27 protein-coding genes, 2 pseudogenes and 1 riboswitch are annotated in these 25,105 nt (G+C 40.1%); of the genes and pseudogenes, 14 read left to right on the top strand and 15 right to left on the bottom strand.

Annotated elements, in window-relative coordinates:
- Nucleotides 1-231 precede the first annotated feature (231 nt).
- The 3 genes from motA (at nucleotide 232) to G6R08_RS11845 (ending at nucleotide 2,024) form a co-directional block, all read left to right on the top strand.
- Nucleotides 232-1,044, top strand: coding sequence for a flagellar motor stator protein MotA (motA, locus tag G6R08_RS11855; protein WP_163528115.1), 813 nt, complete (start codon nucleotides 232-234; stop codon nucleotides 1,042-1,044).
- Nucleotides 1,022-1,774 (top strand): flagellar motor protein MotB, encoded by a 753-nt coding sequence (gene motB, locus G6R08_RS11850; RefSeq protein ID WP_163528113.1) that lies wholly within the window; start codon nucleotides 1,022-1,024, stop codon nucleotides 1,772-1,774. Before motA ends, motB begins: the two co-directional genes overlap by 23 nt.
- A gap of 148 nt (nucleotides 1,775-1,922) precedes the next feature.
- Nucleotides 1,923-2,024, top strand: a complete 102-nt coding sequence (locus G6R08_RS11845; RefSeq protein ID WP_079525257.1) for a putative holin-like toxin — start codon at nucleotides 1,923-1,925, stop codon at nucleotides 2,022-2,024.
- 204 nt (nucleotides 2,025-2,228) lie between these two features.
- On the opposite strand, the gene G6R08_RS11840 is transcribed toward G6R08_RS11845, so the two are convergent.
- Nucleotides 2,229-3,173 (bottom strand): MBL fold metallo-hydrolase, encoded by a 945-nt coding sequence (locus G6R08_RS11840; protein WP_163528111.1) that lies wholly within the window; start codon nucleotides 3,171-3,173, stop codon nucleotides 2,229-2,231.
- Between the two features lie 138 nt (nucleotides 3,174-3,311).
- On the opposite strand from G6R08_RS11840, the gene G6R08_RS11835 reads away from it, so the two are divergent.
- Nucleotides 3,312-3,671 (top strand): hypothetical protein, encoded by a 360-nt coding sequence (locus tag G6R08_RS11835; RefSeq protein ID WP_163528108.1) that lies wholly within the window; start codon nucleotides 3,312-3,314, stop codon nucleotides 3,669-3,671.
- A gap of 178 nt (nucleotides 3,672-3,849) precedes the next feature.
- Here G6R08_RS11835 and G6R08_RS11830 read toward each other — a convergent pair whose 3' ends face one another.
- The 3 genes from G6R08_RS11830 to G6R08_RS11820 all read right to left on the bottom strand — a co-directional run bounded on the left by G6R08_RS11830 (nucleotide 3,850) and on the right by G6R08_RS11820 (nucleotide 7,584).
- A complete protein-coding gene (locus G6R08_RS11830; RefSeq protein ID WP_163528106.1) occupies nucleotides 3,850-5,049 on the bottom strand; it encodes a S8 family peptidase in 1,200 nt (399 codons plus the stop codon).
- A gap of 203 nt (nucleotides 5,050-5,252) precedes the next feature.
- A complete protein-coding gene (locus G6R08_RS11825) occupies nucleotides 5,253-6,221 on the bottom strand; it encodes a bile acid:sodium symporter family protein (RefSeq protein WP_163528105.1) in 969 nt (322 codons plus the stop codon).
- Nucleotides 6,222-6,279: 58 nt separating this feature from the next.
- Complete coding sequence (locus G6R08_RS11820; protein ID WP_163528103.1) at nucleotides 6,280-7,584, bottom strand: (Fe-S)-binding protein; 1,305 nt, start codon at nucleotides 7,582-7,584, stop codon at nucleotides 6,280-6,282.
- Nucleotides 7,585-7,732: 148 nt separating this feature from the next.
- Between G6R08_RS11820 and G6R08_RS11815 the strand changes: the two genes are divergently transcribed.
- Nucleotides 7,733-8,356, top strand: a complete 624-nt coding sequence (locus G6R08_RS11815; protein ID WP_163528101.1) for a fumarylacetoacetate hydrolase family protein — start codon at nucleotides 7,733-7,735, stop codon at nucleotides 8,354-8,356.
- Nucleotides 8,357-8,469: 113 nt separating this feature from the next.
- Here the strand turns inward: G6R08_RS11815 and G6R08_RS11810 are convergent, their stop codons facing one another.
- Together G6R08_RS11810 and G6R08_RS11805 are read right to left on the bottom strand one after the other, a co-directional pair.
- Nucleotides 8,470-9,318 (bottom strand): protein-glutamine gamma-glutamyltransferase, encoded by an 849-nt coding sequence (locus tag G6R08_RS11810; protein ID WP_163528099.1) that lies wholly within the window; start codon nucleotides 9,316-9,318, stop codon nucleotides 8,470-8,472.
- A gap of 90 nt (nucleotides 9,319-9,408) precedes the next feature.
- Nucleotides 9,409-10,266: a chemotaxis protein gene (locus G6R08_RS11805; protein ID WP_163528097.1), complete on the bottom strand. Its 858-nt coding sequence runs from the start codon at nucleotides 10,264-10,266 to the stop codon at nucleotides 9,409-9,411.
- A 232-nt stretch (nucleotides 10,267-10,498) separates the two neighbouring features.
- On the opposite strand from G6R08_RS11805, the gene cyoE reads away from it, so the two are divergent.
- Complete coding sequence (gene cyoE, locus G6R08_RS11800) at nucleotides 10,499-11,440, top strand: heme o synthase (RefSeq protein WP_163528095.1); 942 nt, start codon at nucleotides 10,499-10,501, stop codon at nucleotides 11,438-11,440.
- A 359-nt stretch (nucleotides 11,441-11,799) separates the two neighbouring features.
- On the opposite strand, the pseudogene G6R08_RS11795 reads toward cyoE, so the two are convergent.
- Nucleotides 11,800-12,832: pseudogene (locus G6R08_RS11795) on the bottom strand (Tn3 family transposase); the annotation flags it as partial.
- Between G6R08_RS11795 and G6R08_RS11790 the strand changes: the two are divergent.
- The gene (locus G6R08_RS11790; RefSeq protein ID WP_163528093.1) at nucleotides 12,790-12,972 is read left to right on the top strand and encodes a helix-turn-helix domain-containing protein; all 183 of its coding nucleotides are present in this window, start codon (nucleotides 12,790-12,792) and stop codon (nucleotides 12,970-12,972) included. The pseudogene G6R08_RS11795 and the gene G6R08_RS11790 overlap by 43 nt on opposite strands.
- Nucleotides 12,973-13,206: 234 nt before the next feature.
- Nucleotides 13,207-13,650, top strand: a complete 444-nt coding sequence (locus tag G6R08_RS11785; RefSeq protein ID WP_163528092.1) for a hypothetical protein — start codon at nucleotides 13,207-13,209, stop codon at nucleotides 13,648-13,650.
- A gap of 388 nt (nucleotides 13,651-14,038) precedes the next feature.
- Here the strand turns inward: G6R08_RS11785 and G6R08_RS11780 are convergent, their stop codons facing one another.
- Together G6R08_RS11780 and G6R08_RS11775 are read right to left on the bottom strand one after the other, a co-directional pair.
- A complete protein-coding gene (locus tag G6R08_RS11780) occupies nucleotides 14,039-15,067 on the bottom strand; it encodes an ABC transporter permease subunit (protein ID WP_163528091.1) in 1,029 nt (342 codons plus the stop codon).
- Nucleotides 15,064-15,519 (bottom strand): ABC transporter permease subunit, encoded by a 456-nt coding sequence (locus G6R08_RS11775; protein ID WP_163528089.1) that lies wholly within the window; start codon nucleotides 15,517-15,519, stop codon nucleotides 15,064-15,066. Before G6R08_RS11775 ends, G6R08_RS11780 begins: the two co-directional genes overlap by 4 nt.
- A gap of 533 nt (nucleotides 15,520-16,052) precedes the next feature.
- Here G6R08_RS11775 and G6R08_RS22120 point away from each other — a divergent pair.
- A pseudogene (locus G6R08_RS22120) lies at nucleotides 16,053-16,930 on the top strand (transposase); the annotation flags it as partial.
- Nucleotides 16,931-16,990: 60 nt separating this feature from the next.
- On the opposite strand, the gene G6R08_RS11765 reads toward G6R08_RS22120, so the two are convergent.
- The 6 genes from G6R08_RS11765 to G6R08_RS11740 all read right to left on the bottom strand — a co-directional run bounded on the left by G6R08_RS11765 (nucleotide 16,991) and on the right by G6R08_RS11740 (nucleotide 20,254).
- Complete coding sequence (locus tag G6R08_RS11765; protein ID WP_163528088.1) at nucleotides 16,991-17,161, bottom strand: YezD family protein; 171 nt, start codon at nucleotides 17,159-17,161, stop codon at nucleotides 16,991-16,993.
- Nucleotides 17,162-17,263: 102 nt separating this feature from the next.
- A riboswitch (SAM riboswitch) is annotated at nucleotides 17,264-17,369 on the bottom strand.
- A gap of 117 nt (nucleotides 17,370-17,486) precedes the next feature.
- On the bottom strand, nucleotides 17,487-18,107 hold the full coding sequence (locus G6R08_RS11760) for a restriction endonuclease (RefSeq protein WP_240339699.1): 621 nt from the start codon (nucleotides 18,105-18,107) through the stop codon (nucleotides 17,487-17,489).
- Between the two features lie 264 nt (nucleotides 18,108-18,371).
- Nucleotides 18,372-18,521: a small acid-soluble spore protein P gene (locus G6R08_RS11755; RefSeq protein ID WP_163528086.1), complete on the bottom strand. Its 150-nt coding sequence runs from the start codon at nucleotides 18,519-18,521 to the stop codon at nucleotides 18,372-18,374.
- 122 nt (nucleotides 18,522-18,643) lie between these two features.
- Nucleotides 18,644-19,579, bottom strand: a complete 936-nt coding sequence (locus G6R08_RS11750) for an alpha/beta hydrolase (RefSeq protein WP_163528085.1) — start codon at nucleotides 19,577-19,579, stop codon at nucleotides 18,644-18,646.
- 107 nt (nucleotides 19,580-19,686) lie between these two features.
- Complete coding sequence (locus G6R08_RS11745; protein WP_163528084.1) at nucleotides 19,687-19,884, bottom strand: hypothetical protein; 198 nt, start codon at nucleotides 19,882-19,884, stop codon at nucleotides 19,687-19,689.
- Between the two features lie 115 nt (nucleotides 19,885-19,999).
- Entirely contained in the window at nucleotides 20,000-20,254 is a 255-nt protein-coding gene (locus G6R08_RS11740; RefSeq protein ID WP_240339698.1) for a hypothetical protein, read from the bottom strand.
- A gap of 730 nt (nucleotides 20,255-20,984) precedes the next feature.
- Between G6R08_RS11740 and G6R08_RS22475 the strand changes: the two genes are divergently transcribed.
- The 5 genes from G6R08_RS22475 to G6R08_RS11715 all read left to right on the top strand — a co-directional run bounded on the left by G6R08_RS22475 (nucleotide 20,985) and on the right by G6R08_RS11715 (nucleotide 25,024).
- A complete protein-coding gene (locus G6R08_RS22475; RefSeq protein WP_163531292.1) occupies nucleotides 20,985-21,044 on the top strand; it encodes an erythromycin resistance leader peptide in 60 nt (19 codons plus the stop codon).
- Between the two features lie 57 nt (nucleotides 21,045-21,101).
- Nucleotides 21,102-21,836: a 23S rRNA (adenine(2058)-N(6))-methyltransferase Erm(A) gene (gene erm(A) / locus G6R08_RS11730; RefSeq protein ID WP_163528082.1), complete on the top strand. Its 735-nt coding sequence runs from the start codon at nucleotides 21,102-21,104 to the stop codon at nucleotides 21,834-21,836.
- A gap of 755 nt (nucleotides 21,837-22,591) precedes the next feature.
- Nucleotides 22,592-23,362, top strand: a complete 771-nt coding sequence (locus G6R08_RS11725) for a MerR family transcriptional regulator (protein WP_163528081.1) — start codon at nucleotides 22,592-22,594, stop codon at nucleotides 23,360-23,362.
- On the top strand, nucleotides 23,355-24,269 hold the full coding sequence (locus G6R08_RS11720; RefSeq protein WP_163528079.1) for an ABC transporter ATP-binding protein: 915 nt from the start codon (nucleotides 23,355-23,357) through the stop codon (nucleotides 24,267-24,269). The genes G6R08_RS11725 and G6R08_RS11720 overlap by 8 nt, the downstream gene beginning before the upstream one ends.
- Nucleotides 24,266-25,024, top strand: a complete 759-nt coding sequence (locus tag G6R08_RS11715; RefSeq protein ID WP_163528077.1) for a hypothetical protein — start codon at nucleotides 24,266-24,268, stop codon at nucleotides 25,022-25,024. Before G6R08_RS11720 ends, G6R08_RS11715 begins: the two co-directional genes overlap by 4 nt.
- Nucleotides 25,025-25,105 lie beyond the last annotated feature (81 nt).

The following is a 25,105-nucleotide window of genomic DNA, read 5'->3' as shown; positions in this document are numbered from 1 at the left end:
CACCTTAATAGATTCCCTTTTTTTACTTTATAAATGCCACGAATTGAACGATAAAATAAATAGAGTTACTAGTTATAGTTTCCGTCAAAATTACGTTACATACAAGTACAGGTGAATTCATCCGGCAAATAGAGGAGGCTGCAGCGTGTTTGGAGTCAATCACTTACTTACTGACAGAAAGCATTCCGTGGAAGTTTTATATAAACTACAAGATAAGCAAGAGGTGGGAATATGGATAAATCAACAATAATTGGAATCATTTTAAGCATAATTGCAGTATCGGCAGGAATGGTATTAAAAGGCGTCAGCTTAGTTGCGATCATCAACCCGGCTGCATTACTCATTATCTTTCTTGGCACAGCAGCAACTGTATTCATCGCCTTTCCCATGAGTACAATTAAACGTATCCCTGCCCTTATGAAGATTCTGTTTAAGGAAACGAAGGGACATGATTTTCATTATTTAATTACCCTTTTTACAGAACTAGCAGACTTTACCCGTAAAGAAGGATTGCTTGCATTAGAACAAAGGATCGATGAACTGGATGACCCGTTTTTAAGATCAGGATTGCAATTAACGATCGATGGTCAGACACCCGAATTTATCCGGGATGTTTTAGTAGAAAAAGTGGACGCCATGGAACACAGGCACCAAAAAGGGGCAGCTATTTTCACACAAGCCGGCACCTATGCCCCTACACTTGGAGTACTCGGGGCAGTAATCGGTCTTATTGCGGCACTAGGGAATATGGATGATACCGAAGCTCTTGGCCATGCAATTTCAGCAGCTTTTGTTGCTACGCTTTTAGGAATTTTCTCAGGATATGTGTTATGGCATCCTTTCGCAAACAAGCTGAAGGAAAAGTCAAAAAATGAAGTACAGTATAAATATGTGATCATCGAGGGTGTCCTTTCGATTACAGAAGGAGAATCACCGCTTGTGGTTAAAGATAAATTAAGTGTCTATTTATCACCCTCTGACCTTGCTAAACTACATTCGGAGGCAGACAAGGAGGAAACCAATGAGAAAGAAGAAACGGCGTGAGGAAAATCACACCGATGAGTCCTGGCTTTTACCCTATGCTGACATGTTAACACTGCTTTTAGCATTGTTTATTGTTCTTTTTGCCTCAAGTGAAATTGATGCACAAAAGTTCAAAGAGTTTTCTGAGGTTTTCCGAAATGAATTCAGTGGTGGGGAAGGACCCATGGAACATGAGGAGAGCCCAATAGAACCATTAAGTATAAGCAGTGATGAGGAAGAAAAGGAAGAAGAACCAAAAGTTAAAACTCAGACAGAAGAGAACAAACTGTTACCTTTAAAATCTTTACAGAAGGAAATTGAAGGTTATATCGAAGAAAATAAGCTAATCGGTGAGCTCACAACGAGTTTATCAGAAAAGGGATTGTTAGTCGTTATTTTAGATAACGTGTTCTTTGACTCAGGCAGTGCAGAAGTTAAAAGAGACGGTATCGGCATTGCTAAAGATATGTCAGAGATTCTTAATACAAAGGAACCGCATGAAATCATCATTAGCGGCCACACGGACAACCGCCCAATTCGTAACAGTGATTTTCAATCCAACTGGGAGTTGAGCGTAATGCGAGCCGTAAACTTTATGAGTTTACTGTTAAATAATGAAAAGCTCGACCCCCGGCTCTTTAGTGCCAAAGGTTATGGTGAGCACAGCCCTGTAGCGCCAAACGATACCCCGCAAAATAGGGCAAAAAACAGACGGGTTGAAGTGTTAATTCTCCCTAATTTCGTGCAGTGAGTCTTGAGTGAAATGAGATAAGGCAGCCCGAAACCAGAACATATGTTCCTTTTTATGGTAGGATTGCCTAATGGAATGTGATACAATAATATACAGATAATATTCCTTTTAGGGTAGGTCGGCTAACCCCAATGGCAGTAAGGGGGTGATGCCTATTAGCATGTATGAAGTTCTGATGGTTTTATTTTCATTCGGGACGTTTTTGATTGCATTGCTCGCGTTGATCATAAAAATGATCAATAAAAAATAGACCTCCCTATTAGCCTGACATGTTAATCGGGAGAGGTCTACTCCTTAAGTGGATAGCTGATCCCCTGGGGGGAATCATTATCTAGAAGGGTTGCAGTGACAGCTGCAACCTTTTTTATTATATGGTTCCTATAGATTATTATACCATAAATCTTGATCATTTACACAACCTGCTAGGAAAATTCCCCGGCTGAAGAAGGAAAGGTTATTTGGCTTTGTCCAAGTAATCCATCAACCCCATTGCACATACTTCAAAATCAAGTTTCAATATTTCATAAACAGGATGATCATCGGGTATTCCGTGTTCGCTTAAATAGCCGGAAACTTTTTCAAGGAGCCGAAGTTGAGTACCTGCTGCACCCTCACCATTCGCATACGATTTTTCTGCGGCCTCTACAAAGACAGGAATCCATTCAGACACTTGTTTAAACACCTTGGCTGGATCTCTAGACTCCCCGAAATGACCGAAATAAATTCGGTCAATGTTCATTCCTTTGATTCGATCGATTGATTGCTGCATCGCTTCAGGATTGAACTGGTTAGGCGAAGTCGAGGGCAAATAGAAAGTTAATCCACGATCATCCGTTTGATGGTAGCGAATTCCTACTGTATCCCCTGTAAAAACCCCATTACTGACTGGATCATAAATCCCTAAATGATGCTTTGCATGTCCAGGTGTATCAAGAAATTTAAGGCTGCAGTCCCTCCCTATGGTTAGGGTATCTCCATCCTCTTTTATTAGTAGTCGTTCTTCAGGTATCGGTAAAATAGGATCGAACAATTGGTCGAATTGGTCTCCATAAACAGCACGGGCACCCGCAATCAATTTTGTTGGATCTGCAAGATGACGCTTGCCCCGACTATGGACAATCACCTTAGCTTCAGGGCACTCATTCAATAGAAGACCCGCACCACCTGCGTGATCAAGATGGATATGGGTCAAAATAATGTATTTCACATGAGCCGGCTCTTGTCCTAATTCCTTCAGCCCTTCCAGAATACGGGGAACAGATGGGCTCGGCCCTGTTTCCACCAATGTTAAGTTTTCTTCCTCTATCACATATGTACCTGTGCGGCCTGGTATGCCAAGATCAAAGCCATCAATCAAGTGAATACGGTTACCAAGGTCAATCGGTGCTCTTTTTTCCAATTCCATCACCTCATCTATATGGTTTCTTTTAGTTTACTAAAAATGGGATTATATATTAAGAATTATGACTTATCATAATTTTTTGTCACACATATGGTCTGGGTGCGTATCATGATTTTGTAAAGGGAGGGGTGTCATATGACCGACGAACGGAATATGTATGATAATGGTTACGAAAAGCCTACCTATAGCAAATGTGAAAAGTATAAATACTACCATGTGATGATTGCATTATCAGACGGAGCCACTATTGACGGTGTTATTGTTCACGTCGATGATGACGGAATCACTGTTCTCGTAAGTGAGGATGTTATGGTGGATGACAATGGGGATGAAATCGAAAGCAGGCAGTATGGTGATTATGGATACGGTTACGGCCGTCGCAGAGCAAGACGCTTTAGGAGACTCGCTTTCCCGCTTGCAGCTTTAGCAGGATTAGCTCTGTATCCTTACTATCGTCCATACTACCCGTATTACCCATACTATCCTTACTATTAACAGAGAGAGCCATGTGCCTCTCTTTTTTTATAAATAAATAATGCCATAAGCACACGTCATATTTACATCCTCATTAATGAAACTACAAGCCTTTGCGCTAAGTGAATGTTAAAGAGAAAAGGCTCTCCAGATACGGAGGGCCTTTTTCAATACTAAGATATGGATTCTTTTGCAGTTCTTAATATCTTACAGCATCAAAGGAGTTAATGCGTCCATGTTCAAAGTAATACCCTGTTCCGCTAATTGGATCAGCTGTATTCTCAATGGCCGCTCGAATCTGAACGTTGTTTCTGCCCTGACCCGCTAACAGTCCTGCAAGTCCTGCTACATGCGGTGAAGCCATAGAAGTTCCAGATTTGTAAGCGTATCCATTGTTTGGCACAGTTGATGCAATCTGTACTCCCGGGGCCGTCACGTCTACCCATGTACCGTAGTTAGAAAACGAAGCTATATTATCACTGCTGTCTACAGCACCTACTGCAATTACATTGGCATAAGAAGCTGGTTCAAACGTTGTGGAGACTCCACTATTACCCGCAGCTGCAACTACGACAGATCCACTGTTCCAGGCATAATTTACGGCATTCTCAAGAGTTTGCGTATCACAGTTACATCCTAATGATAGATTGATAACCTCAGCCCCTGAATCCGCAGAATAACGAATAGCATCTGCGATATCTGCAAGGGAGCCACTTCCACTTGCATTTAGAGCACGAACGGCTAGAATGCTAGTATTTGGAGCCATACCAGCAACCCCGATTGAATTATTCGTTTCTGCAGCAGCCGTACCTGCCACGTGCGTACCATGACCGTTTTCATCCATTGGATAATAATCATTATCTACGAAATCATAGCCCCGAATTGTTTTTCCATCTAAATCAGGATGTGTATAATCAACACCAGAATCAATCACGGCAATCTCTTGACTGCTGCTCCCTCTTGCATAGTCCCATGCTGAAGGAGTATAAGTATTTTGCGGTCCATATTGTACACTGCTATAGTAATAGTCATTTGGTGTCCAAGTCGCACTGAAATTGTAGTTAGGCTCGGCATATTCTACATTAGGGTTTTTATTAAGGGCCTTCACGGCTGCCTCAACATTCCCAACTTCTAACACCTTAAAGTTCGAATCTACTGGATCCTTTTCAGCGGCAACCTCTGCATTTAGGCCATTAAGTGCTTTTTTAGCATTCTTACCCTTATCCTTGAATTTTACGATGACTTCACCTTTGACGTAATTGCCTTTATCAACCTGAACGTTTACCTCTTTCGACTTTTCTGGAACCTTAACCTCACTTTCTGCAGAAACATCTCCAACATTCGGCAAAATGGTCAACGACATGGCGAGCGACAATGTTGCTAAAGCTTTGAACTTCATCAAATTCCTCCTTTTTTAGGGTTACTATTACCATTCAGCTAAATGTGAGAAAATTCCTTCATTTTCGAGTTGGGAAACACGACATGAAAAAAGCCCCTTTAAGCGGGGGCTCATGCGCTATATTGCACAGGTTAACATTTTCAATTAGATTCTCTCCCCATAGAGAGGCACAGACTTATCTTTACCGAGCTATTATCTCGTTTCTAGGAGGGCACATTCACTTCTTCTTTCCTTGGATCCAACGAAAATTTGCCCAGAATATTGCCCGTACATGCTGCTAATACTTGTTGAAACAACATGCCAACAATCACAGGAACAGCTACAGCTGGCGGGAAGAAGGTAATGGCGATCACTGCACCCCCGCTTATATTTCTCATACCACTATTGAATGTGAGAGATATTACGGTACTTTGGTCTGTCTTCATAAGCTTCCCTGAAACATAGCCAATCGTATAAGCACAGATGGCCAGCATGAACACGATTAAAGCGATTAACAGTAATTTTCCATCAATGTCTTTTAAATATGGGGCGACAGCTGAGCTATTGATAGCCACAACGGCCCCTATTCCTATTTTTGTAAAAGGAGCTAAAGTTGACTCAAGTGAACGCGTAACACCCTTGTTCGCAAATTGATTCACAAGCATTCCAATCAAAGATGGGACGACAATCATCCATAAAAGCCCCGTCATCATTTCTCTGCCCTCTATTTCCACCGCACTTCCTGCCAACCATTGCATCATCAATGGAATAATAAATGGAGCAAGCAATGTATCTACCAAAATAATCGAAAGGGTTAATACGACATTCCCTTTATAGATAGACACCCATATTAAACTCGTAATCCCAGTCGGAATAACAAAAGATAGAATGAGGCCCATCGTGGTATACGTATCGCCCGGAAAGACCAGTGTTCCTACTCCGAGCGCAATGAGCGGCATAATCAAATGTAAGACAATTAAGCAGGCAATCAGGGACAAGGGATGACGAAGCACATTCTTTAGATCGCTGAAATTGGAGCCCAAGCTTCCTGAAAAAGTCATGAATGCAAATATCCATGGAACTAGAAACACAAACACGCTAAGCCATTCATCAAAGACGACCCCAACAACGACTGAGATCGGTGTAATAAATGGCATAAATTTTTGTAAATAGATATTGATGGTTTCTAACATGAGCTCTGACTCCTAACTCTTAAACAGATCCAGCGATTTCATAAAGTAGATTAACGTATTAGGCACGTTTCACTCTTGGCTCTGCTTCTAATAACAAATCTACAAGATGGAGAGCGTCCATCTCATGATTCGCCCCCTCTCGTTCAATTCCTAGTTTCATTTGCAAAAGACACCCCGGATTTGTAGTGATAATCGAGTCCGGGTGGACACCACATACATCTTTCATTTTCACATCTAATACCTCCAACGATTCATCGTAATGAATGATGTTATAAATACCAGCTGATCCACAGCAGAAATCGGGACGATCCAGTTCCTTTAAGGTAACTCCTGGTATCTTTTTCACTAATTCCAGGGGCGGACTTTGAACCCCTTGCACATTGGTCATGTGACAAGATGGCTGATAAGTAACCGTTCGATGAATCGGCCGGGTAAATTCCAACCCCTCAACACCTGCCAGAACTTCTGAAATATCCTTTATTTTGGAGATAAACCGTTTAGCTCTTTCATGCCACGAGCTGCCTTCTTCAAATAAATGATGATATTCTATCAACCTGGCTCCACAGCCTCCAGCATTGTTCACTATATAATCAACATTTTCCTCTTCAAATGCTTGAATATTGCGTTTAGCTAACTCCCGCGAGTCTTCCACCTTTCCTGAGTGGGCGTGCAGAGCTCCGCAGCAAGTTTGGTGATCTGGAAGAACAACTTCTAAACCACTTCGTAACAGCAGTTCAATCGTGTTCTCATTGGTTTCAAAAAACACACTATCCATTACACACCCCGTAAAAAAGGCGACCTTCCCCGCTGCTGGTCTATGGCGTATGTACCGCTTCGCACGTCTGGCACGTTGCTTGGGTGCAGGTTGGGCAGGCAGAACCTGTTCAAACTGACCCAGGTGAAAAGGAGCTGCTTGCGTCAGAGATAAAGAATTCACCAGATACTGCAGGCCGGATTTTTGATAAAACCACGTGAAGTTTCCTAACCTCCCCATCCATTTGCCGGACGGAAAAAAGGAGCCAAACAGGAAATCTTCTGTTTTCCTCTGCCACGTAGATTTTACTTGATGGTCCTCAATCACTTCCTTTGCCCCTTCTAGGATTTGTCCATATTGAACATTAGTAGGACAAACCGTTGTACAAGCCATGCACCCGAGACATTTCTCAATCGGCTCTTGTAAATCTTCTACAGAAGCCTTGCCCTCTGCGACAAGTTTCACGAGGTTAATGCGCCCACGTGGCGAATGAGTTTCTCTCTCCATTGTTTCATAAGTTGGACAGGCCGGAAGACAATATCCACACTGAACGCAATCAAATGTTTTATCATAATTAATTTTTTCCTGAAGTTCCTGAACGTCATTCATACCATGCACCTCCAGAGGTTATGCAGGTCTTTACCCTAATTCTCAGCTTATATGACATTCAAATTACTGACAACAAACAGAGATGAGATATGATAAAGTGCTATTAAAGACGTTTTAAAATAATATAGTGTGAAAAGCGGGTGATTATATGAACCAAATTGGTACGATCTATTGTGTCGGACGGAATTATGTACGTCATGCGGAAGAATTGAATAATGATGTTCCAGAATCTCCGCTGCTGTTTACAAAACCAAGCCATTCCTACACCCGTGCAAATGGAGCTGATATTTATCTGCCAGGAGACCGTGGGGACGTCCATTATGAGGCTGAATTAGTCCTCCAAATAGGAAAACCTTATAAAAAAGGAATCATCGTTGATGAGATTGTGGATCAAATGGCTATCGGAATTGACTTTACCTTACGAGATATTCAAAGTGATTTGAAGAAAAAAGGCCACCCATGGTTATTGGCTAAAGGGTTTCCCAACTCAGCGGTCTTGAGTCGCTTTATAACCTTTCCAGGTGTAGAAGAATGCAGGAAAAGGAGCTTTAGCCTTACAATCAATGGAAAACAAGTACAAAAAGGGAATATCCAGGACTTAATTTTTGACTTCCAAACATTACTTGATTATTGTGCCTCTCATGTGGGCCTTCAGCAAGGTGATCTGATTTTCACGGGTACTCCAGAAGGGGTGGGGGCCGTCTCAAACAACGATCATTTCTGCCTGCAATGGGGAGAGGACAACTTAGGAGAGTGCACCATTAAATTTTGAATCCGTTATCACTCTTGAAGGATACAGATACTCAGCAGCCGCTCGCTCTATCAAATCAATATGATACTCACCTCATTTCAGGCTCCTGAAGGAAATGAGGTGAGTGACAGATTTTATGACGTTCTATACATGGAATAAAGGAAGATAAGATAGTCCTCAAACTGAATTGAAGTTCTATTGTGAGGGACGATAGGATATTTATACTTTTGCTTCGGATGATTTCTTTGCGGTACAGAGAATTCCGCCAAATGTTTAAATGAAAGTCTTTTAGCTGCACTCATTAGATAAGCTGATTGATTTGAGCCCTGTTTTCTATTTTTATTTAACGCTTCTATCATTTCTTCAGCTGTACGTCTTCCCAAACCATGACCGAAATATGTTCCATCCCCCATGACTACTGCATTTTCCCCTCTCCATTGAGAAGCATTAGGGTCAAAATCCGGATTTTTAAAGTAGACGACATCACCTGGTAGAAAGTCATGCGTATAAATAGAATGAATTCCGAGATCAGAATCAGAGTGCCAACTGTAAATGTAGAGGTCAGGAAATAAATAATTAAATGCATCTTCACCAATGGTATTAAGAACAGCATGGTAATAAATAATTAGCATGGCCCCTGCACATTCAAAGGCATACAGCGAACTATTCTTGTAAAAATCCTGAATAGCCGCAGAAGGCTTTACACCCCTGCGCAACTGAAATCCGCCTAATTCTGTCAAACGCCAGTACTCTGGATTACAGCGGGAAGTTGCAAACACTGCGAACTCCATCTCACTTTGATTCATTGCTTCAGCACTTAAAATGATCTGCTTTCGTAACTGAAGCGCAAACACTAACTGATCAAACGACGAAAAGGAATAAATGATATGATCCCCTTGCATCTCCTCAAGGATGATATCTTCCATACTAGTGGAGGGCCACATGTCACTTTGTTGAAGTGGCTTTCCCGATAGTAAAATCATGCTATACCTCTTTTCCAGGTTAGGTATTAAACGTATGTACTATCTTATTCAACTTTCATTGTGATGTGTCATTGTCCCAATTTCTAATTCCTAACTCTTATTCACCTCCATCCAGGTTCTGGCTAATCCCTCTACCATTGGAGCAATTACGCTTCGATCAGTATCATATCTGCTGTGGGAAAAAGGATTCCACCCTGTTAAAAGTCCGCCTGCATTAACTTGCACATCCTTCGTCACAGCGCTATGGTAATGGTCATTTAAACCTTTTAAAGGATAGGCCAGAACATCATCTTTGTCATAGAAATTAAGCCACTCACCCTGAAGATGCTGATAATATTTCTTGACCATGGGAGAGGGAACTCTTATAGGAAGGCCGAAATCAATAAACCGTAGGGACCATAAGGCCATAGGACTGCCCATCGTATAAAATAACGCCAATGTTTCCCCCTTCTCCAGAGGTGACTGTCCAGTGTGTCTTCCCGTATGGATACCTATATTCTCATGTTTAAGCTGAAGGTCATAAAAATAATTGCTTGCTACTACTGACCCGAGACTATGGCTTATGATACATAACGGAGCAGTGGGACCCGCTTTCTCCTTCAAACGGTTCAATGCCCGGGCCAGCACAGCGTGTACTTTATCATAATTATTATCCGCTACAGACGATGGTTGATAAGCCACAGCATCTGCCAGAAATTCAACGGCAAACCGACGCAGTCTAACATAGTCCAAGTCCGCACTTTGCTGTAATTTTCTCCAAAGTCTTTCTTCCTCCTCTTCAAATATGGAGGACCAATACACAGGTACAATTTCTAATTCTTGTTCAGGGTGTTGGACTTTCACTTCTTTCGCGAACCCTTTATAAATTTTTCCGATCATGTCTTCTGCAAAATTTTTCTCTGGAGTGCCAGCACCATGTAAAATAGCAACAGCAAGCTTCTGTGTCATCTTCCCCCTCCTAAGCCTTTGAACGGATTTTCATTCCAATTTCTTCTATTCGCAGAAACAGCTAATCATGTCGAAAGCGGTCTACAGCTCTGATCTATCAGAGAATAACTTGTCAAAATTCGTTCAAAACTTCTTGACATTTTCCCGAAATTTACCCCGCTGACAGGTTATTTTTAACGTAATGTGATAGAATTCTCTTAGATAGTGTAATGCAAAAGAAAAGAGGGAAACTATGAGAAGTAGTGTAAAGACGGACAAAAGCATTAAAGAGTCTTCTCTTCCTATACCAAAGCAGGCTTTGTCAAAAGTCCTAGCTGAAACGATAAAAACAGGAATCGTCAAATCAAATGTAATTGCCATGTTTGCAGGTCTTGCACTGGCTCTATATGTGAACGGGATTCACCCGCTTACGAAACTTCCAGAGGTTATTTTTGCCTTGATCGGTTCTTCTCTCGTCATTGGAGCAGCGGGAGCCTTTAATAATTTGTATGACCGAGATATTGATGCCATCATGGACCGTACTAAGAACCGCCCAACTGTAACAGGGAGGATGGAGTTGAAATCCACTCTCACGCTTGGTATATCTATGGCATTAATAGGTCTGATCACTCTAGCACTGGCTTCACCGCTTGCTGCATTGTTTGGTTTTATTGGGTTATTTATTTATGTTGTTCCCTACACCATGTGGTCAAAACGAAAAACGATTTACAATACAGAAATCGGCAGCTTGTCAGGGGCCGTACCCCCGCTGATTGGGTGGGCAGCGATTTCTTCCAATATGCTTCACCCGGGATTAATTGGATTATTTCTCATTATGGTTCTCTGGCAAATGCCGCACTTTTATGCGATTGCTATTCGTCGACACGATGAATATAAAGCGGCTAATGTACCTATGCTCCCTGTTGTAAAAGGGCTAAGACGCACGTATATTCAGACGAACATCTATTTAGTTGCCTTGATCGGAGCCAGCTTCTTATTCGCCTCACTTTCAATTGGGATTATGATGGCTGCTTTATTCTTCAGCACAGCCTGGCTCGTATTAAGTATTGTCGGCTATAGAAAAATGAGTCCAGAAAAGTGGGCTAAAACGATGTTTATTTTTTCACTTAACCACCTGACTATTTTATTCGTCACCATTATCCTATACTCCTTTGTTGGTTCCTTTTTCAAATAGGTTTGGTATTGAACACGGCAGGTTACCTTCCTATTACAACAGCAAGGCACCTTTCTATTACATTTAACATAGAAAGGTGCCTTTAATTGTTTAAGCAGTACTAGGGGTGCTCCGAGATACGTGCAAAAATAGGACATAGGGTGGAAAATAAATACATAATAAGAGTTACCACTCTTCTAGACTTCCTTATGGAGCACAACCAGCTGCAGAAAATCAGTGCTAGGTCAAACTCGACACAAAAAATAACCGACTTCTACTAGGGGTATCGCCAACATTTTGACGTTTGACCCGCGCTAAGACAATTTTCACCATTAAAAACCCGGAAATTCCTACGCTAAGGAAGTTTCCGGGAGCTCATGTTATATGTTTAAAGATCTTAAGGGAGCCGTTCGGTTCTTTAAGTCAAAAGAATACTCTCCAAGGAAGTTAATGTGCTCCCAAGCTAACGGAGATACATGGGGAAGCATCTCTTCATTTAATGATCCTTTATTTCTGAGAGTCTTGACGGCCTCAGTCAAGTAAACCGTATTCCATACACTAATGGCATTAATGATTATATTCAATGCACTATTTTTCTGGAGTTGATCTTGTATAGCCCGTTCTCGTAATTCACCGCGCTTACCAAAAAACAGGGCTCTTGCTAAAGCATTCATAGCTTCTCCTTTATTTAAACCAGATGAATTTTTCTCCTTATGGCCTCATTTGATATATAATCCAAGATAAAAATCGTCTTCTCGATCCTTCCTGCTTCTCGGAGTCCGGCAGCCAGTTTATTTTGTCTGTCATAAGAACCTAGTTTCCCCAACATCAATGCCGCGGACACTTTGGCTTCTTGAATGGAATGGGCTAAACGCAGCATATCCTCATAATTTTCATGAATGCTTTTTAAATTAATACGTCCTTTGAGTAGTTTTTCGAGTTTGGGAAATTCCTTCTTTTGGCCAATAACGTATAGCTTAGAATCCCCTAAGTCACGAAGACGAGGGGCAAATTGAAATCCAAGCAAATGACATAATCCAAAAACTTGATCCGTGTATCCATCCGTATCCGTATAATGTTCTTGATATTCAGTTCAGTTTCATGATGCAACAAGGCATCCACCTAGTGCAGGGCATCCTTTGAATTAGAATGAACAACATTACCATGATAGGCGGCATACTGGTCACTTGTAGAGCGGTAAAAGGTGACCCCTTTCCCATGCCCATAATGCGGATTAGGATCCGCATAAAGAGAGGGGACACCAACTCGAACACGCATACCATCAGAAGATGAGGTGGTCCCGTCTCCCCAGTACGAGGGTAGGTCTAGATGATGCTGAAAATTAACGAGTCTAGCTTGGGCCTTATTCATTGCATCATCATACATACGCCATTGAGACACATTTGCCATTTGGGCGCCCTGCATTAAAGGAAAGTCAAAAACAACAGATCAGAAAGTTATATGAGAGTGGAGAACGAGCAAATGACATAGCGAAAGAGTACAACATAGCACGCAGTACAGTTTATAAAGTAGTCAATGAGGGGGCGAAGTAAATGAAATGCGCTAATTGTGGTCAAGAAATCGAAGGGAACAACGGAACAATCTATTGCAGGGGTCTCGCCAATTATTAAAAAATTTCATACGTTAAGCTGATATGACAACCTTTCTTATATTTTAAATTTAAAAGAGGATATTTGACAATTATTGTTGAATTATTGTTAAATTATTGTAAAATTATTATTTAGGGCTATAATATATAATCTACTTCTTTGAAAGGGGAATTAAATGTGCGAATTTCCAAATTGAAAGTTTCTATGTTTGTTCTACTAATCTTTGTATTGATCCCTTCCACTGTATTAGCTTCTTCAGGGTGGGATTATGTAGGAAGCGATTCTGTTTATGGTACGCGTGATGGATCATCTGCCTCGTGGTCTAAAACTTTCTATTCAACTGGTGGAGATTTCCGGGTTTGTTTGTCGGGTTTTGACGGTAATGATGCGAATACCACTGTTCGGGTATGGTTAAAGGAAATGGGAGGATACGATGAAGTTCTTAGTTTTTATGAAATACCAGCTGCAGAAAAGATCGGTCCCAATGGAGTAGCATGTTTTGAATTTCGTGATATAGGAGAATGGGTAGACGGTTCAAATAATAAGGCTGAATTTCAATTTAAAGTTCAATTTTATAGTGATGGACAGGCAGAATATGTTACCGGAAAGACATATGATTAATTGTTTATTTTGATACAAGCTAGAATAGTTATAGCCTCAAGGGTTGCCTTAATGGTAACCCTTATTTCTTTTTCTCTCTTTTTACTTGCTTTTGACCTAACGGTCTGGCAAACTCGGATACCAGGATTGGAAACAGCTGGCAGCAGTTTTCCCCCTTGTTTGATCGAGAGAAAACTGCTTAGCAAATATCCTCGGTATACCGAGTTTTGGTGTCCGTTTGGTAATCCGTATGTATAGCACTTCATAGTTTCGCTTGTCGCGTGTGAGCTTATGTACTGCACCCTTCCTACGACGTTAAGAAGAGTCGGCTATTTTAGATAAATGTTAAATGGCCGTAGTTACATATTGAGCTCATTCCAAACAAACTCATACTTTAACTAAAAGGTCTTTACCTAGATGAATCTTTAACCATTGTAAAATGTGTGGATCCTAAATTTGCTGAATTCCTTTCACTTTCAGTTCTTTTAACCTTTCTTCTTTCCTTTAAGAAAACGGTTCGGTCATCTAGCTTCATAACATTCTTAACACCACGAATCATACCCATCAAGGCAATAATAAATAACACTAGAAAAATCAATGGCACTCCTACTAACCATTGAACATTTGTTTGCAATGTATCATAGTACATGCCTACCATGGATGCCCATTCATAGGTGATAGGAGTTGGTGGACCAGCCCCTATTCCGTACTCTACATTAGTTCCACCAAAAAAGAGTTCAAATACACTTAGGTGGCTCATAACAAGGATAGCTTGGATGGTCTGTCTCATAAATATTGTAACGAGGTTCCCTTTGATATGGGGGATAAGATGACGACGATATAGATGGTATGGTCTTGCCCCTAATACTTTACTTGTTGTGACATATTCCCTCTTTAAGATAACACTCGTCTCATTCGCTATGAGTATAGCTGCAGGAGGCACCAATAGAATACTTAAAACCAACACTTCTACGCCTAGTCGAAAAGCAAGGCTTGTTGGAAATCCAGACATAGGTTCCCATAATAAAGGTCGAAGAAAATTGTAGGCAATCATGGAAGCAGGAATGAAATATAAAACGGAAATGGTATTTTCTACAATTTTAGACTTCCCTTTATACCTGAATCCAAGAGGGATCCCAATTAGAAAGGCAAGAGAAAAACTAATGAGGCCTATAGACAAGGCTCCTAAGATTGTAAACTTTGCTCCCTGTAACATGTAATAAACCAAGTGATTACCATTCATATCTGTGCCTAATATGGAGTGGTCAAAAGGAGCAAATGGTGGCCCTACTATCTTATTCTCATCATTATATAAAAATGGAGTTTTGAGGACATAGGAGTCAAAGAATATTGCGTGCACAAAACTTCCAGCTAACATGAGCAATAAAAAACCAATCCCCAAAAGGAAAAAAGGCTGCTTACACAATTTTTTAATCATAAAGAGACCTCCTGTCTTGTGAAGAAGTATAAAGACAGTTCAATCACTTTTAAAAATAAATAGATAGGACCGAAGAACAATAAAGCAGTCACAAAAAATACGGGTGGTTGAGAATAAGTAAGCAAAAAGGAAGTCATTCCAAAATTCTCAAAAAGGTATTCAACGATGAGTAAATTACTTATCATTATGCTAATTAGGAATTTCGCTTGGTAGGCAAGCCGGACGAACATGTTCCGCAAAATATGTCTAAGCAAAATAAATGATTTGGTTAATCCTTTGCTTGTAGCAAGGTCATAGTAAGGCTCTCTCCTCTCCTCCTCTACAAGTTCCAACATGGATTGGAGAAAATACATCGTTGGAAGGATAGCTAAAACCAATGCAGGTGCTAAAATAGCTTCTTCTTCGCCGGCTCCTGCAATATAAAGGTCGTCCCCGTCTGAAAATATAACCATACGAGAAACATTTGAGAGGCAACGACGAAAACAACATCTGGAATACTTTGCAGGAAAGAAGATGATGATAAGCAAACTTTATAAACCCTCTTAGGAGCACGCCATAAAATAATGGTTCCAAGAAGAGCAATAAAGAAGGAAACAATAAGCGCTAGACCTAATACTCTCAAGGAACTTGCAAAGGCCTTAAATATAATGGGGAATAGACTTCTTTCTACCTCTGAGGTTGGGTTTATATAGACTAGCGACTCCGGACGCATCATTTGGCCAAAGACGCTACCAATCGTTTCGAATCCAGGCCAAACAAAACCCTCAACCGTCATAAATAAAGGGGAAATACTGATTAGGATAATGCCTACTATTAGAAAGAAAGGTTTCAAAACTTCACTAAATAAATAAGTTTTCCATTCCAAAATGATTCACCAACTTAACAAGTAATTGTATCCATTATTGATTTAAAGATAATTTTTTATTAGCATATTCACGTATTTGTGGATCATGTGTTGATAGAATAATGATTTTTCCATTAGATTTTGCTTGCCGAAAATCATATTCGCTATGGAGGATACGGAGGCATTGCTTACCACCATATTTCGGACAACTATATCTCCTTATTTAGCCACTTCATTCCTTGTGGGGTATGGGAGGCCGTCTATATTATTGAAGGCCTTTTAAAGAACGAGTCCGATGTTCAACCGGATACGTTGTTTGCTGATACGCAGGGGCAATCCACCCCGGTATTTGCGCTCAGCTATTTATTAGGCATCAAACTCATGCCCCGCATTCGGAATATCAAGGCTTTAAAATTTTATCGCCCTACGAAAGATACAGTGTACCAGCATATCAATGCGTTATTTAGCGATGCCATTGATTGGTCCTTAATCGAAACGCATTGGCAAGATCTGATGCGGGTCGTGCTTTCCATTCAATCCGGGAAAATGTAGTCGCCTCTTCTTCTCCGGAAGCTTAGTAATTATAGTCGTAAAAATCGCCTGTATCAAGCCTTCCGTGAACTAGGACGTGTGGTTCGTACAGTTTTCTTATTATTCTACATATCTGATATGGATGTAAGAAAGCAAATTACAGCCGAAACGAACAAAGTCGAAGCTTTTCATGACTTTTCGCAGTGGCTTTCCTCCGGCGGTCAAGGGATTATCGCTACAAACGATCCGAAACAGCAAGAAAAGATCATGAAGTACAATGAACTAGTATCCAATGCCTTAATCTTTCACAATGTTGTAGATCTTACGAAAGTTTTACGTTCCTTTCGAAGGAGGGTTATGAGGTACACACTGAGGACATCAGACATCTAAGCCCTTACTTAATGAGTCACATTAAAAGGTTCGGAGAATACACGATTAACTTAGAGATAGCGCCTCATCCAGTAGATGGACGGTTGGTATTAGATTAATGGATGGGATTATATCCCATCCTATGTCCTAATTTTACACGTATCTCGGAGTACCCCCTACTATGTATTTATTTTCTTGGAACCATTGTCGCTTGATGTATAACGTTGCTTCTCAGTGGTATCGATTTGAGTAACTTCCCCATTGTGCACCGTGACCACTAATGAACCAAACTCCAATCCTTCCAGCTTCGAGATGATATCCTTAATTTTTCTTTCATCAATGTCTGCCATACAAGCCCTCCTCTATTGTTTCTCCCTGTGCCCATGCAATCCCACATAAAAAACCTCTTCTCACAAAATAAGAAGAGGTTTAAGCATCCGGTTACTTCACCCTTCTTATCTTTTCAAACCTTTACGGCTTGCTGGAATTGGCACAGTACTATTGCAGTCTGCTGCCGAGGCTTCGAAGGGCCAGTCCCTCCACCTCTCTGGATAAGAAATATATATTATTTAATTATCCTATAATTTACACTCCCTAGCACTAATTGTCAATCATTTATTGTGAAATTTTCGACTATTCAAACCCTACACAATGTTTCAGAAGAAAATAAGTACATTAGGCCTCCTCTATTTCGCCTATTAACTCCTTATCCACTTCTTTCACGCCTTCCAGCCAGTACTCTACAAGCTCCAATCCATCAATAAGTTCAATGTCCTTTAGTGAATGAGCATAATTCACAGCATTCTTGTTAAAAGAGCCAGTGGTAATCACGTAGCCCCCTGCTGCGCCTTCCTTCACTATATTTGAATGAAGTAATGCAATTGGTTCATATCCCATGTCATCCTTATAGCATTTCACCTGTGCTAAATATTTCTTATCCTTTACGGTAAGGTCAAAATCAACGCCAAAATCCCAGGAAGGATTCGTGACCCAGGCAGTGCCATTGAATTTCTTTTCAAAAATATTTGCCACAAATCGTTCGAAAGTAACTGGGTCTTCCTTGATAAATAGTTTGGAGTAGTTTTCCTCCACTACTTCTCCTGCCTTTGTTTGGACTGTTTCCTTATTCTTAAACCTGTAGTAAATCCCCATCGCCAGAGTCCTCTTCAAATTTTCATCCGTTTCAATTTGTTCAATAATCGTTAAAGCTTTATGATGGTGGGATTTCCGTACTATCCATAAGTGAATGATCGATATGGCTGCGACAATTAAAGCAGCTATTTCAATTAACCCCATATGTTTTAACCTCCAGTCTCAATAGGCTATACGATTAATTGTTGACATAGTCTAATTCTTTCATTCACTGTAGGTGGGAAAATCTGTCTAACTGTCATGAGGCTGCAGATAAAAGATTGAAAATTTAATGGTCAGCCGACGTAAGGATCTGGTTATGTAGGAACAAATTTAGGCGGGGACGAGAGCGATGGTGAGCGTCTTAATTATAGAATCCATCGAATCCAAAAGAGAGAGGAAATTCGTCCTCTCTCTTTTTTAAGTTCTCTACATATCGTGGTGGGATTTTTGATTTTGGCGAGAATGATTAGCATTTTTAACTTTATGGGATCCGCTCAATGGTTCTCCATAAGGCTGGTCCGGGCTTTTGGGCAAATTCGGTTGTTTTTGCTGTTTCGGTCCTTTAGGGGTAGACATCTTTGTGTTCCTCCTTCCTTTTATATGAATAGTTTTTGAAAATTGATCCATAACTATTCATCCTTGAAAGGGGGACAAAGACAATTTGATTCGATTTAACAAAGCATTTCCGACTGCGTTTATTATTTTTCAAAGGAAGTACGCAGCTCGTTCCCCGCTTGCTCTAAAGCCCGCTTTCCTTGATCAAGCTTATCTGCCATGCTTACAAACCCATGAATCATACCATCATATCGTGTAAGAACCACGGGTACACCAGCTTCCTTTAAACGTCTTCCGTAAGCTTCCCCTTCATCACGGAGAGGATCATATTCTGCCGTGATTACAGTGGCAGGCGCCAGTCCTGAAAAATCTTCAATGAGAAATGGCGATGCCAGCGGATTCTCAGCATCCTCGGGAGTTTGGAGGTAGTGGTCGCGGAAATAGACCATACTGCCTCTGGTTAGAAAATATCCCTCTGCGTTCTCCCTCATCGATGCTGTTTCTGCCGTGAAATCAGTGGAAGGGTAAATGAGCAGCTGATGGACAAGCTGGGGTGTTCCACGTTCTTTAGCTAAGTAGGAAATTACTGCCGAAAGATTTCCCCCGGCACTATCCCCACCGACAGCTATTCGAGAAGGATCAATGTTAAAAATGGAAGGGTGATCTGCTATCCACTTTACAACTGCATAACAATCCTCCACCGCTGCAGGGAATTTATGTTCAGGGGCAAGACGATAATCAATTGAAATGACCACACAGTCGGCTAAGTTTGTCAGTGCACGGCACACATTATCATGAGTATCCAGGCTGCCGATGACCCAGCCGCCGCCATGGCAGAAAACGAGTGCAGAGTGAGGCCCTGTACCTTCAGGAGTGTAAACCCTTATATTGATGCCTCCAAATGGCCCTGGAATTGAACGATCTTCAACAATGTGTACGGGTTCTTGAGGTTCCTCCGAATTAGCTTCTAAGGACTCAAATGCCTGGCGAGCGTATATCGGAGGCAAACTTTCTAACGGTGGAGCTCCATTTGCTTCTAATTGTTGTAGTAACATTTTCACTTGTGGATCTAGTCCCATGTTTCATTCCCCTTTTTTGAAAAAATGGTGACTTTAACTTGGTTACAAATCTAATATTATTATAGAAGTTTCCTATCGACTTTGGCAATTTTTAACTTATTGGCAGGTTATCTCGTTCCCTGCTTTTGGGAAGGGAATAGTTTCGAACCTAATAAAGAACCTAAAAACGCTGCTAAGGAGCCGACTGCAATGCTCGTTAAAATCTTGTCATTTGCCTCCGGAACCATATAACTCCACAAAAAGAACACAACTCCAGTAAACAGCCCTGTAAAGAGACTTGCTTTCGTCGACAATTCTTGTTTCAAGGCAGACCTCTCCTTATTTTCATTCTGCTAATACAGTCAAGCTCAAGAGCTAAAAAATGAAATGAACCCAGTACCAAAGGAAATGGTAACCGGGTTCATTCATACTTCTATATGGCTATTCGCTCTCTACACTCTCAAACAAATCCGTAAATTTAGCTACGTTATCATAAGTAAACTCAAACGCCATTCTTATCTCTCCATAGCCCGGATGATACACGTACCCTTGTACTTCATAACTATTTTCGTTCTCTCTAACTTTTGTTAAATGAAAGTACCTTTGGAAATACTGGCCCATCTCCTCAAGTTTCTTATTTCTCTCTCTAACCCATTGCTCTTTACGTTCTTCTGTTGGAAAATCGGATTTCTTCACTATACCTCCACCCCTTTGAGAAAGTTCACATCTTCTATTTTGATGATTTCTCTCAATCATCATTCTTTACTATGCTACTTATCTTATCATAAGATCAGATGCAATTATGACTCATATTGAAAATGTTATCAAATGGAGTACGCAAATCAACTGTAGTAGTTTCTATTAGAAATTTCAGAAGCGCTATAACTCCATCTTCTAAGGTGCTAATGGCTTTTAATGTATATCCATTTTATCAAATTTAATTTATTATTAAGTCGAGATAATTATTTTAAAAATTTTACCCCTTTGGCAAGATACCCCGACTTTTTATAATTAAGGACCCTAACATTTAATTAGGGTCCTAGTTCATTTCAAACTTATTGTTATGTAAAAATAAAGTTGTTTACTTTTGACAACGTGAAGCCGCATTCTTCCGTTGAAAAATGCGGCTGCTTTAAAAAATAGTTCTTTACTTTCAACATTCACCTAATCATCACACACAAAATTTGTGATAAAAAAGTTCTTAACTGTTATTCCAGAAAAGCGCCCGATCGTGTTGCGGAAAAAAGCTTACGGTTTTAAGGGGCTTGCAAACGAGAACCTGTATTTGAGTATTTGTTTACGAAAATGATATAATCAGTTACATAAAAGGCAAGTCATGGAGGGTTCAAATATGTGTGCTAGCATAGCAGTAGTCGATTTTACTTTATCTCTTTTATAATGAAAAGAATGGAAAGGAGATAAAGGTATGGGTTTATTTTCTATATTTGTCATTAATAGAGTTCATTATCAACCAAACCAAAATTAATTGGTTATAATGAACGCTTAAAGTCAGTTCATTATAACCAACAAGGAGAAGGTTATAATGAACCAGAAGAGCCCAAAAGATACGCAAAATTTTATTACTTCTAAAAAGCATGTAAAAGAACTATTGAATCATACGGATATCAATAAACAAGACAACGTAATAGAAATCGGATCAGGAAAAGGGCATTTTACCAAAGAGCTAGTCAAAATGAGTCGGTCGCTGACTGCCATAGAAATTGATGAAAATTTATGTCTAACCACTCAAAAAGCGGTGGAGCCTTTCGAGAATGTAAAAGTGATCCATACGGATATTCTAAAATTTGCCTTCCCCAAAAAAATAAACTATAAAATATTAGGCAATATCCCCTATAATATCAGTACGGATATTGTTAAAAAAATTACTTTTGAAAGCCAGGCAAAGTACAGTTATCTTATCGTGGAGGAAGGTTTTTCGAAAAGGCTACAAAACCTGCAACGCGCTTTAGGCTTGCTGTTGATGGTGGAAATGGATATAAAAATTCTCACAAAGGTGCCGAGAACGTATTTCCACCCTAAGCCGAGTGTGGATTCTGTATTGATTATTCTTGAACGCCACGAGCCATTGATTTTAAAGAAAGACTACAAAAAATATCAATCGTTTGTTTATAGATGGGTAAACAAAGAATATCACACTCTTTTTACTAAAAATCAGTTCAGACAAGCCTTGAAACATGCAAAAATATATGACTTAAATAACGTTAACTTTAAACAATTTTTATCTCTTTTCAATAGTTATAAATTGTTTAATAAATAGTGTTAAGGGGTTGCTTTAATGACAGCAATCCCTTATAACTTATTTTCCCCCAGATACTTGGTTAGACTTATTCTGTTCACCCATTATATTCCCAAACACAATATGGCCCAAATCCGGAATAGTTTTTATTCCAGAAAAACCCGATTGAGGAAAATTATGGTTTTCCAAGAACTTGCTCAGATACTATAATAAGCCTCTATTTTGCCCCTCATATGATTGACCAGACATGACTTCGGCTTCCATTCCGTCCCAATCATCATACTCGCCAAGATAAGCTTTTCTAGCGATATCGATGTAACTTTGAAATAAAGTTTGAACAAAACACCTCGCAAAACTCAAAATTTACGTTAAATAAGAAGAACCCGTTTTGAAAAAAGATTGATCAAAACGAATTCATTCTTTGTGAGGTACTATACAATTTTTATAAAAAAGTTTGATCGTTTTCCACATCTGTATTGTTCAACAAAAAGGCCCTTATATGCGATATTGGCGCCAATCCTTATTAAAGATTAGCGCCCTATTGTTTAAATCATCCAATTTAATTTCCTTCCGTTATAGATCGCTTTATGTCAAAAATTCCTATCGTTCCACAGACCAATATGCCTAATCCTAAAATGCCAATAAGAGTCCAATTATTTTCCCAACCTATGATTGAACTACATAAACAATTTAATGCAATGGCTAATGCCCCAAATTTAAAAACCCTTGTATATGACGTTACGTAATATGATTTAATAGGAATAGAGGTGAATGGCATGTCTGGAAAATTATATACGGTTGGTGAATTAGCTAGGTTGTCTGGAGCAACCATAAGAACCATTCAATATTACGATAAAATCAATTTGCTTGCAGCGAAAAGAGATGAGAAAAATAACATCAGATACTATTCAAAAACAGATTTGATGGCGCTCCAGCAAATCTTATTTTATAAACGTCTTGGCTTTCCGCTGAAAGAGATTAAAAATAACCAGATGAATTTTGATGATGCAACTGACATCAAACATATTTTAAAAAATCAGGCAGATATCCTCTTCCAGCAGGAAATGGAAACCAAAATGAACCTGGCAATCATCGAAGCAGTCAATGCGTCCATCGAAACAAATTCGGAGCAGAATCTGGAACCGATCATAGAGCTTGTACTCGGTTTGAATAAGCAAACGATTCTTGATTATGCGAATGTCGACTTCGATGAGAAAACGATAGAATTATTTGCTGACAAGTACGATGACTATAATGAAATCATTGAGATTTACTGGCAGTGGAAACAGCTTGTCCTGGAAGCCGTCTCTTATAAATTGAACAGTACCCATGAGGAAATTGAGACAAAACTTCAATTTGGCAAGAAATGGCATGAATTCACAAAAAGCATATTGGATGATGACCCTTATGCGGTCTCGGCATTTGAAAAAGGTCTGGAAGAAAGCGATAAATGGCCGCAGGAAGATTTGTTTTTATATAATTTCTCCAAAGATTTTATAGACGATGCATATAACTATTATCTTAGAAAAGGTGATGCAAGTGATTAAATTAGAAAACCTAACAAAAAATTATAGCGATATAACTGCCGTTAACCATTTAAATCTGACCCTAAACCCAGGTGTAGTCACAGGATTTCTCGGGCCAAATGGATCCGGCAAATCGACGACCATGAAAATGATTATATCTCTGGTCCAGCCTACAGTTGGCAATGTGCTGGTCGACGGGTGTAAATATACGGACTACCCAGAACCGTTTAAAAAGATTGGGACACTCATCGATCCATCAGCATTGGATAAGAAGCTTACAGCAAAGCAGCACTTATCCATTATTGCTACAGCAGCAAATATCGACCTGGTCAGAATTGATGACATGCTGAAGATCACGGGGCTGGAAAATGCGAAAAATAAAAAGGTGAAGTCCTACTCGCTTGGGATGAAGCAGCGACTTGGTGTTGCTACGGCTCTAATCAGCGACCCGGATGCGATTATCCTGGATGAGCCTTTCAATGGACTGGATGTAGATGGAATCAAATGGCTCCGCAGACTGTTCAAGCGGCTTGCCGGAGAAGGAAAAACTGTGATTGTATCAAGTCACTTAATGAGTGAAATTCAGGCTGTTGCCGACCGGGTTGTCATTATCGGTCAGGGGAAATTGCTTGCAGATTTGACCGTGGAGGAAATGAATGCAAAAAGTTTAAGCTCCTATGTCTATGTCGAAGCAGACAACATGGGAAAAACGAAAAAACTTATTCAGGAACAACAGGCAATGATCCAGCAGCGTGGGGCTGGCCTTGAGGTGCGGAACCTGGAAGCAAAAGAAATCGGAAAACTTGCTCGGGACCACCAATTAATCCTCTATGAACTGAAAAACGTAAAGCCTTCCCTTGAGGAATTATTTACGGAAATTACCGCTGGAAAAGCAGATTATGTATCACAAGGAGATGAAGATGTATGATGAACTTGATTAAATCGGATTTTAAAAAAATGCTCTACCTGCCAGCTTACCGGAAATTTCTAGTGATGACTATATTCTTAAGCATCTTGTTTGGAGCCATTTTTCTGCTCACGATTGGCATTAGCCAGGGAAAACAATTGGCAGACCTGACCTTTATGGAAGTGATAGATATTTCATTCCTCGGGATGGATGTTACAGCCATTATGCTGGTTATCTTCACAGTCATTTTCATCTCCAAGGATCTGGCACCAGGAGCAGTCCATACGAACTTGTCGATCACGCCGATCCGCAGTAAATACTTTCTTTCTAAAATTGTGTTCTTGTCGATTCTTTCCATCCTGCTTAGTGTAGCAGTATCAGCGTTATTACTTGTCATCGATCATTTTATTACAGCTGCGAATGGTATAAGCGGGCTAGCTTCGATGGATAGTGGTATTCTTATGAAAATAATTGGCTCTGTCGTAATGATATTATTCTACAGTATACTAAGTGCAGCCGGAGCATTTTTTATTCAATTTGCTGCAGGAGGTATCACCTTTTCATTAGGTGTCATGTTTCTTCCCGCACTCATTAAGATGTTTCCTGCTGACGGCTCAGATCCCTTGCTTGCGATTTTTCCTGAAAACGCACTGGGTACCTTTATCGATATCAATTCCAGCAATGGCTCCCTCGTGTTATCAGCAGTCATTCTTTTCGCATGGATCATTATTTCGTCTTTTATCGGGTTGTGGAAATTTAAAAGAACTGACTATTAATAATGCTCTTTTGAAGAAGGCTGAACAAGATATAATATTAGGGTTGGAGAAGTATTTTAATATTTATTCTTCTCCTATGTT

It is taken from the genome of Halobacillus ihumii, assembly GCF_902726645.1.
In the GTDB taxonomy this organism is placed as follows: Bacteria; Bacillota; Bacilli; order Bacillales; family Halobacillaceae; genus Halobacillus_A; species Halobacillus_A ihumii.
Note: the sequence above shows the minus strand (reverse complement) of the source record. Positions and strands in the feature narration are given on the sequence as shown.

Bases quoted from the DNA above. Each gene is read 5' to 3' on its own strand.
- G6R08_RS11825 (WP_163528105.1), bottom strand. From the start codon at position 6,221: ATGTTAGAAACCATCAATATCTATTTACAAAAATTTATGCCATTTATT.
- motB (WP_163528113.1), top strand. From the start codon at position 1,022: ATGAGAAAGAAGAAACGGCGTGAGGAAAATCACACCGATGAGTCCTGG.
- G6R08_RS11760 (WP_240339699.1), bottom strand. From the start codon at position 18,107: ATGGGGTTAATTGAAATAGCTGCTTTAATTGTCGCAGCCATATCGATC.
- G6R08_RS11820 (WP_163528103.1), bottom strand. From the start codon at position 7,584: ATGAATGACGTTCAGGAACTTCAGGAAAAAATTAATTATGATAAAACA.
- G6R08_RS11780 (WP_163528091.1), bottom strand. From the start codon at position 15,067: ATGATTAAAAAATTGTGTAAGCAGCCTTTTTTCCTTTTGGGGATTGGT.
- G6R08_RS11845 (WP_079525257.1), top strand. From the start codon at position 1,923: ATGCCTATTAGCATGTATGAAGTTCTGATGGTTTTATTTTCATTCGGG.
- G6R08_RS11805 (WP_163528097.1), bottom strand. From the start codon at position 10,266: ATGACACAGAAGCTTGCTGTTGCTATTTTACATGGTGCTGGCACTCCA.
- G6R08_RS11765 (WP_163528088.1), bottom strand. From the start codon at position 17,161: ATGGCAGACATTGATGAAAGAAAAATTAAGGATATCATCTCGAAGCTG.
- G6R08_RS11835 (WP_163528108.1), top strand. From the start codon at position 3,312: ATGACCGACGAACGGAATATGTATGATAATGGTTACGAAAAGCCTACC.
- G6R08_RS11715 (WP_163528077.1), top strand. From the start codon at position 24,266: ATGATGAACTTGATTAAATCGGATTTTAAAAAAATGCTCTACCTGCCA.
- motA (WP_163528115.1), top strand. From the start codon at position 232: ATGGATAAATCAACAATAATTGGAATCATTTTAAGCATAATTGCAGTA.
- cyoE (WP_163528095.1), top strand. From the start codon at position 10,499: ATGAGAAGTAGTGTAAAGACGGACAAAAGCATTAAAGAGTCTTCTCTT.
- G6R08_RS11725 (WP_163528081.1), top strand. From the start codon at position 22,592: ATGTCTGGAAAATTATATACGGTTGGTGAATTAGCTAGGTTGTCTGGA.
- G6R08_RS11750 (WP_163528085.1), bottom strand. From the start codon at position 19,579: ATGGGACTAGATCCACAAGTGAAAATGTTACTACAACAATTAGAAGCA.
- G6R08_RS11815 (WP_163528101.1), top strand. From the start codon at position 7,733: ATGAACCAAATTGGTACGATCTATTGTGTCGGACGGAATTATGTACGT.
- G6R08_RS11810 (WP_163528099.1), bottom strand. From the start codon at position 9,318: ATGATTTTACTATCGGGAAAGCCACTTCAACAAAGTGACATGTGGCCC.
- G6R08_RS11830 (WP_163528106.1), bottom strand. From the start codon at position 5,049: ATGAAGTTCAAAGCTTTAGCAACATTGTCGCTCGCCATGTCGTTGACC.
- G6R08_RS11775 (WP_163528089.1), bottom strand. From the start codon at position 15,519: ATGGTTATATTTTCAGACGGGGACGACCTTTATATTGCAGGAGCCGGC.
- G6R08_RS11755 (WP_163528086.1), bottom strand. From the start codon at position 18,521: ATGTCTACCCCTAAAGGACCGAAACAGCAAAAACAACCGAATTTGCCC.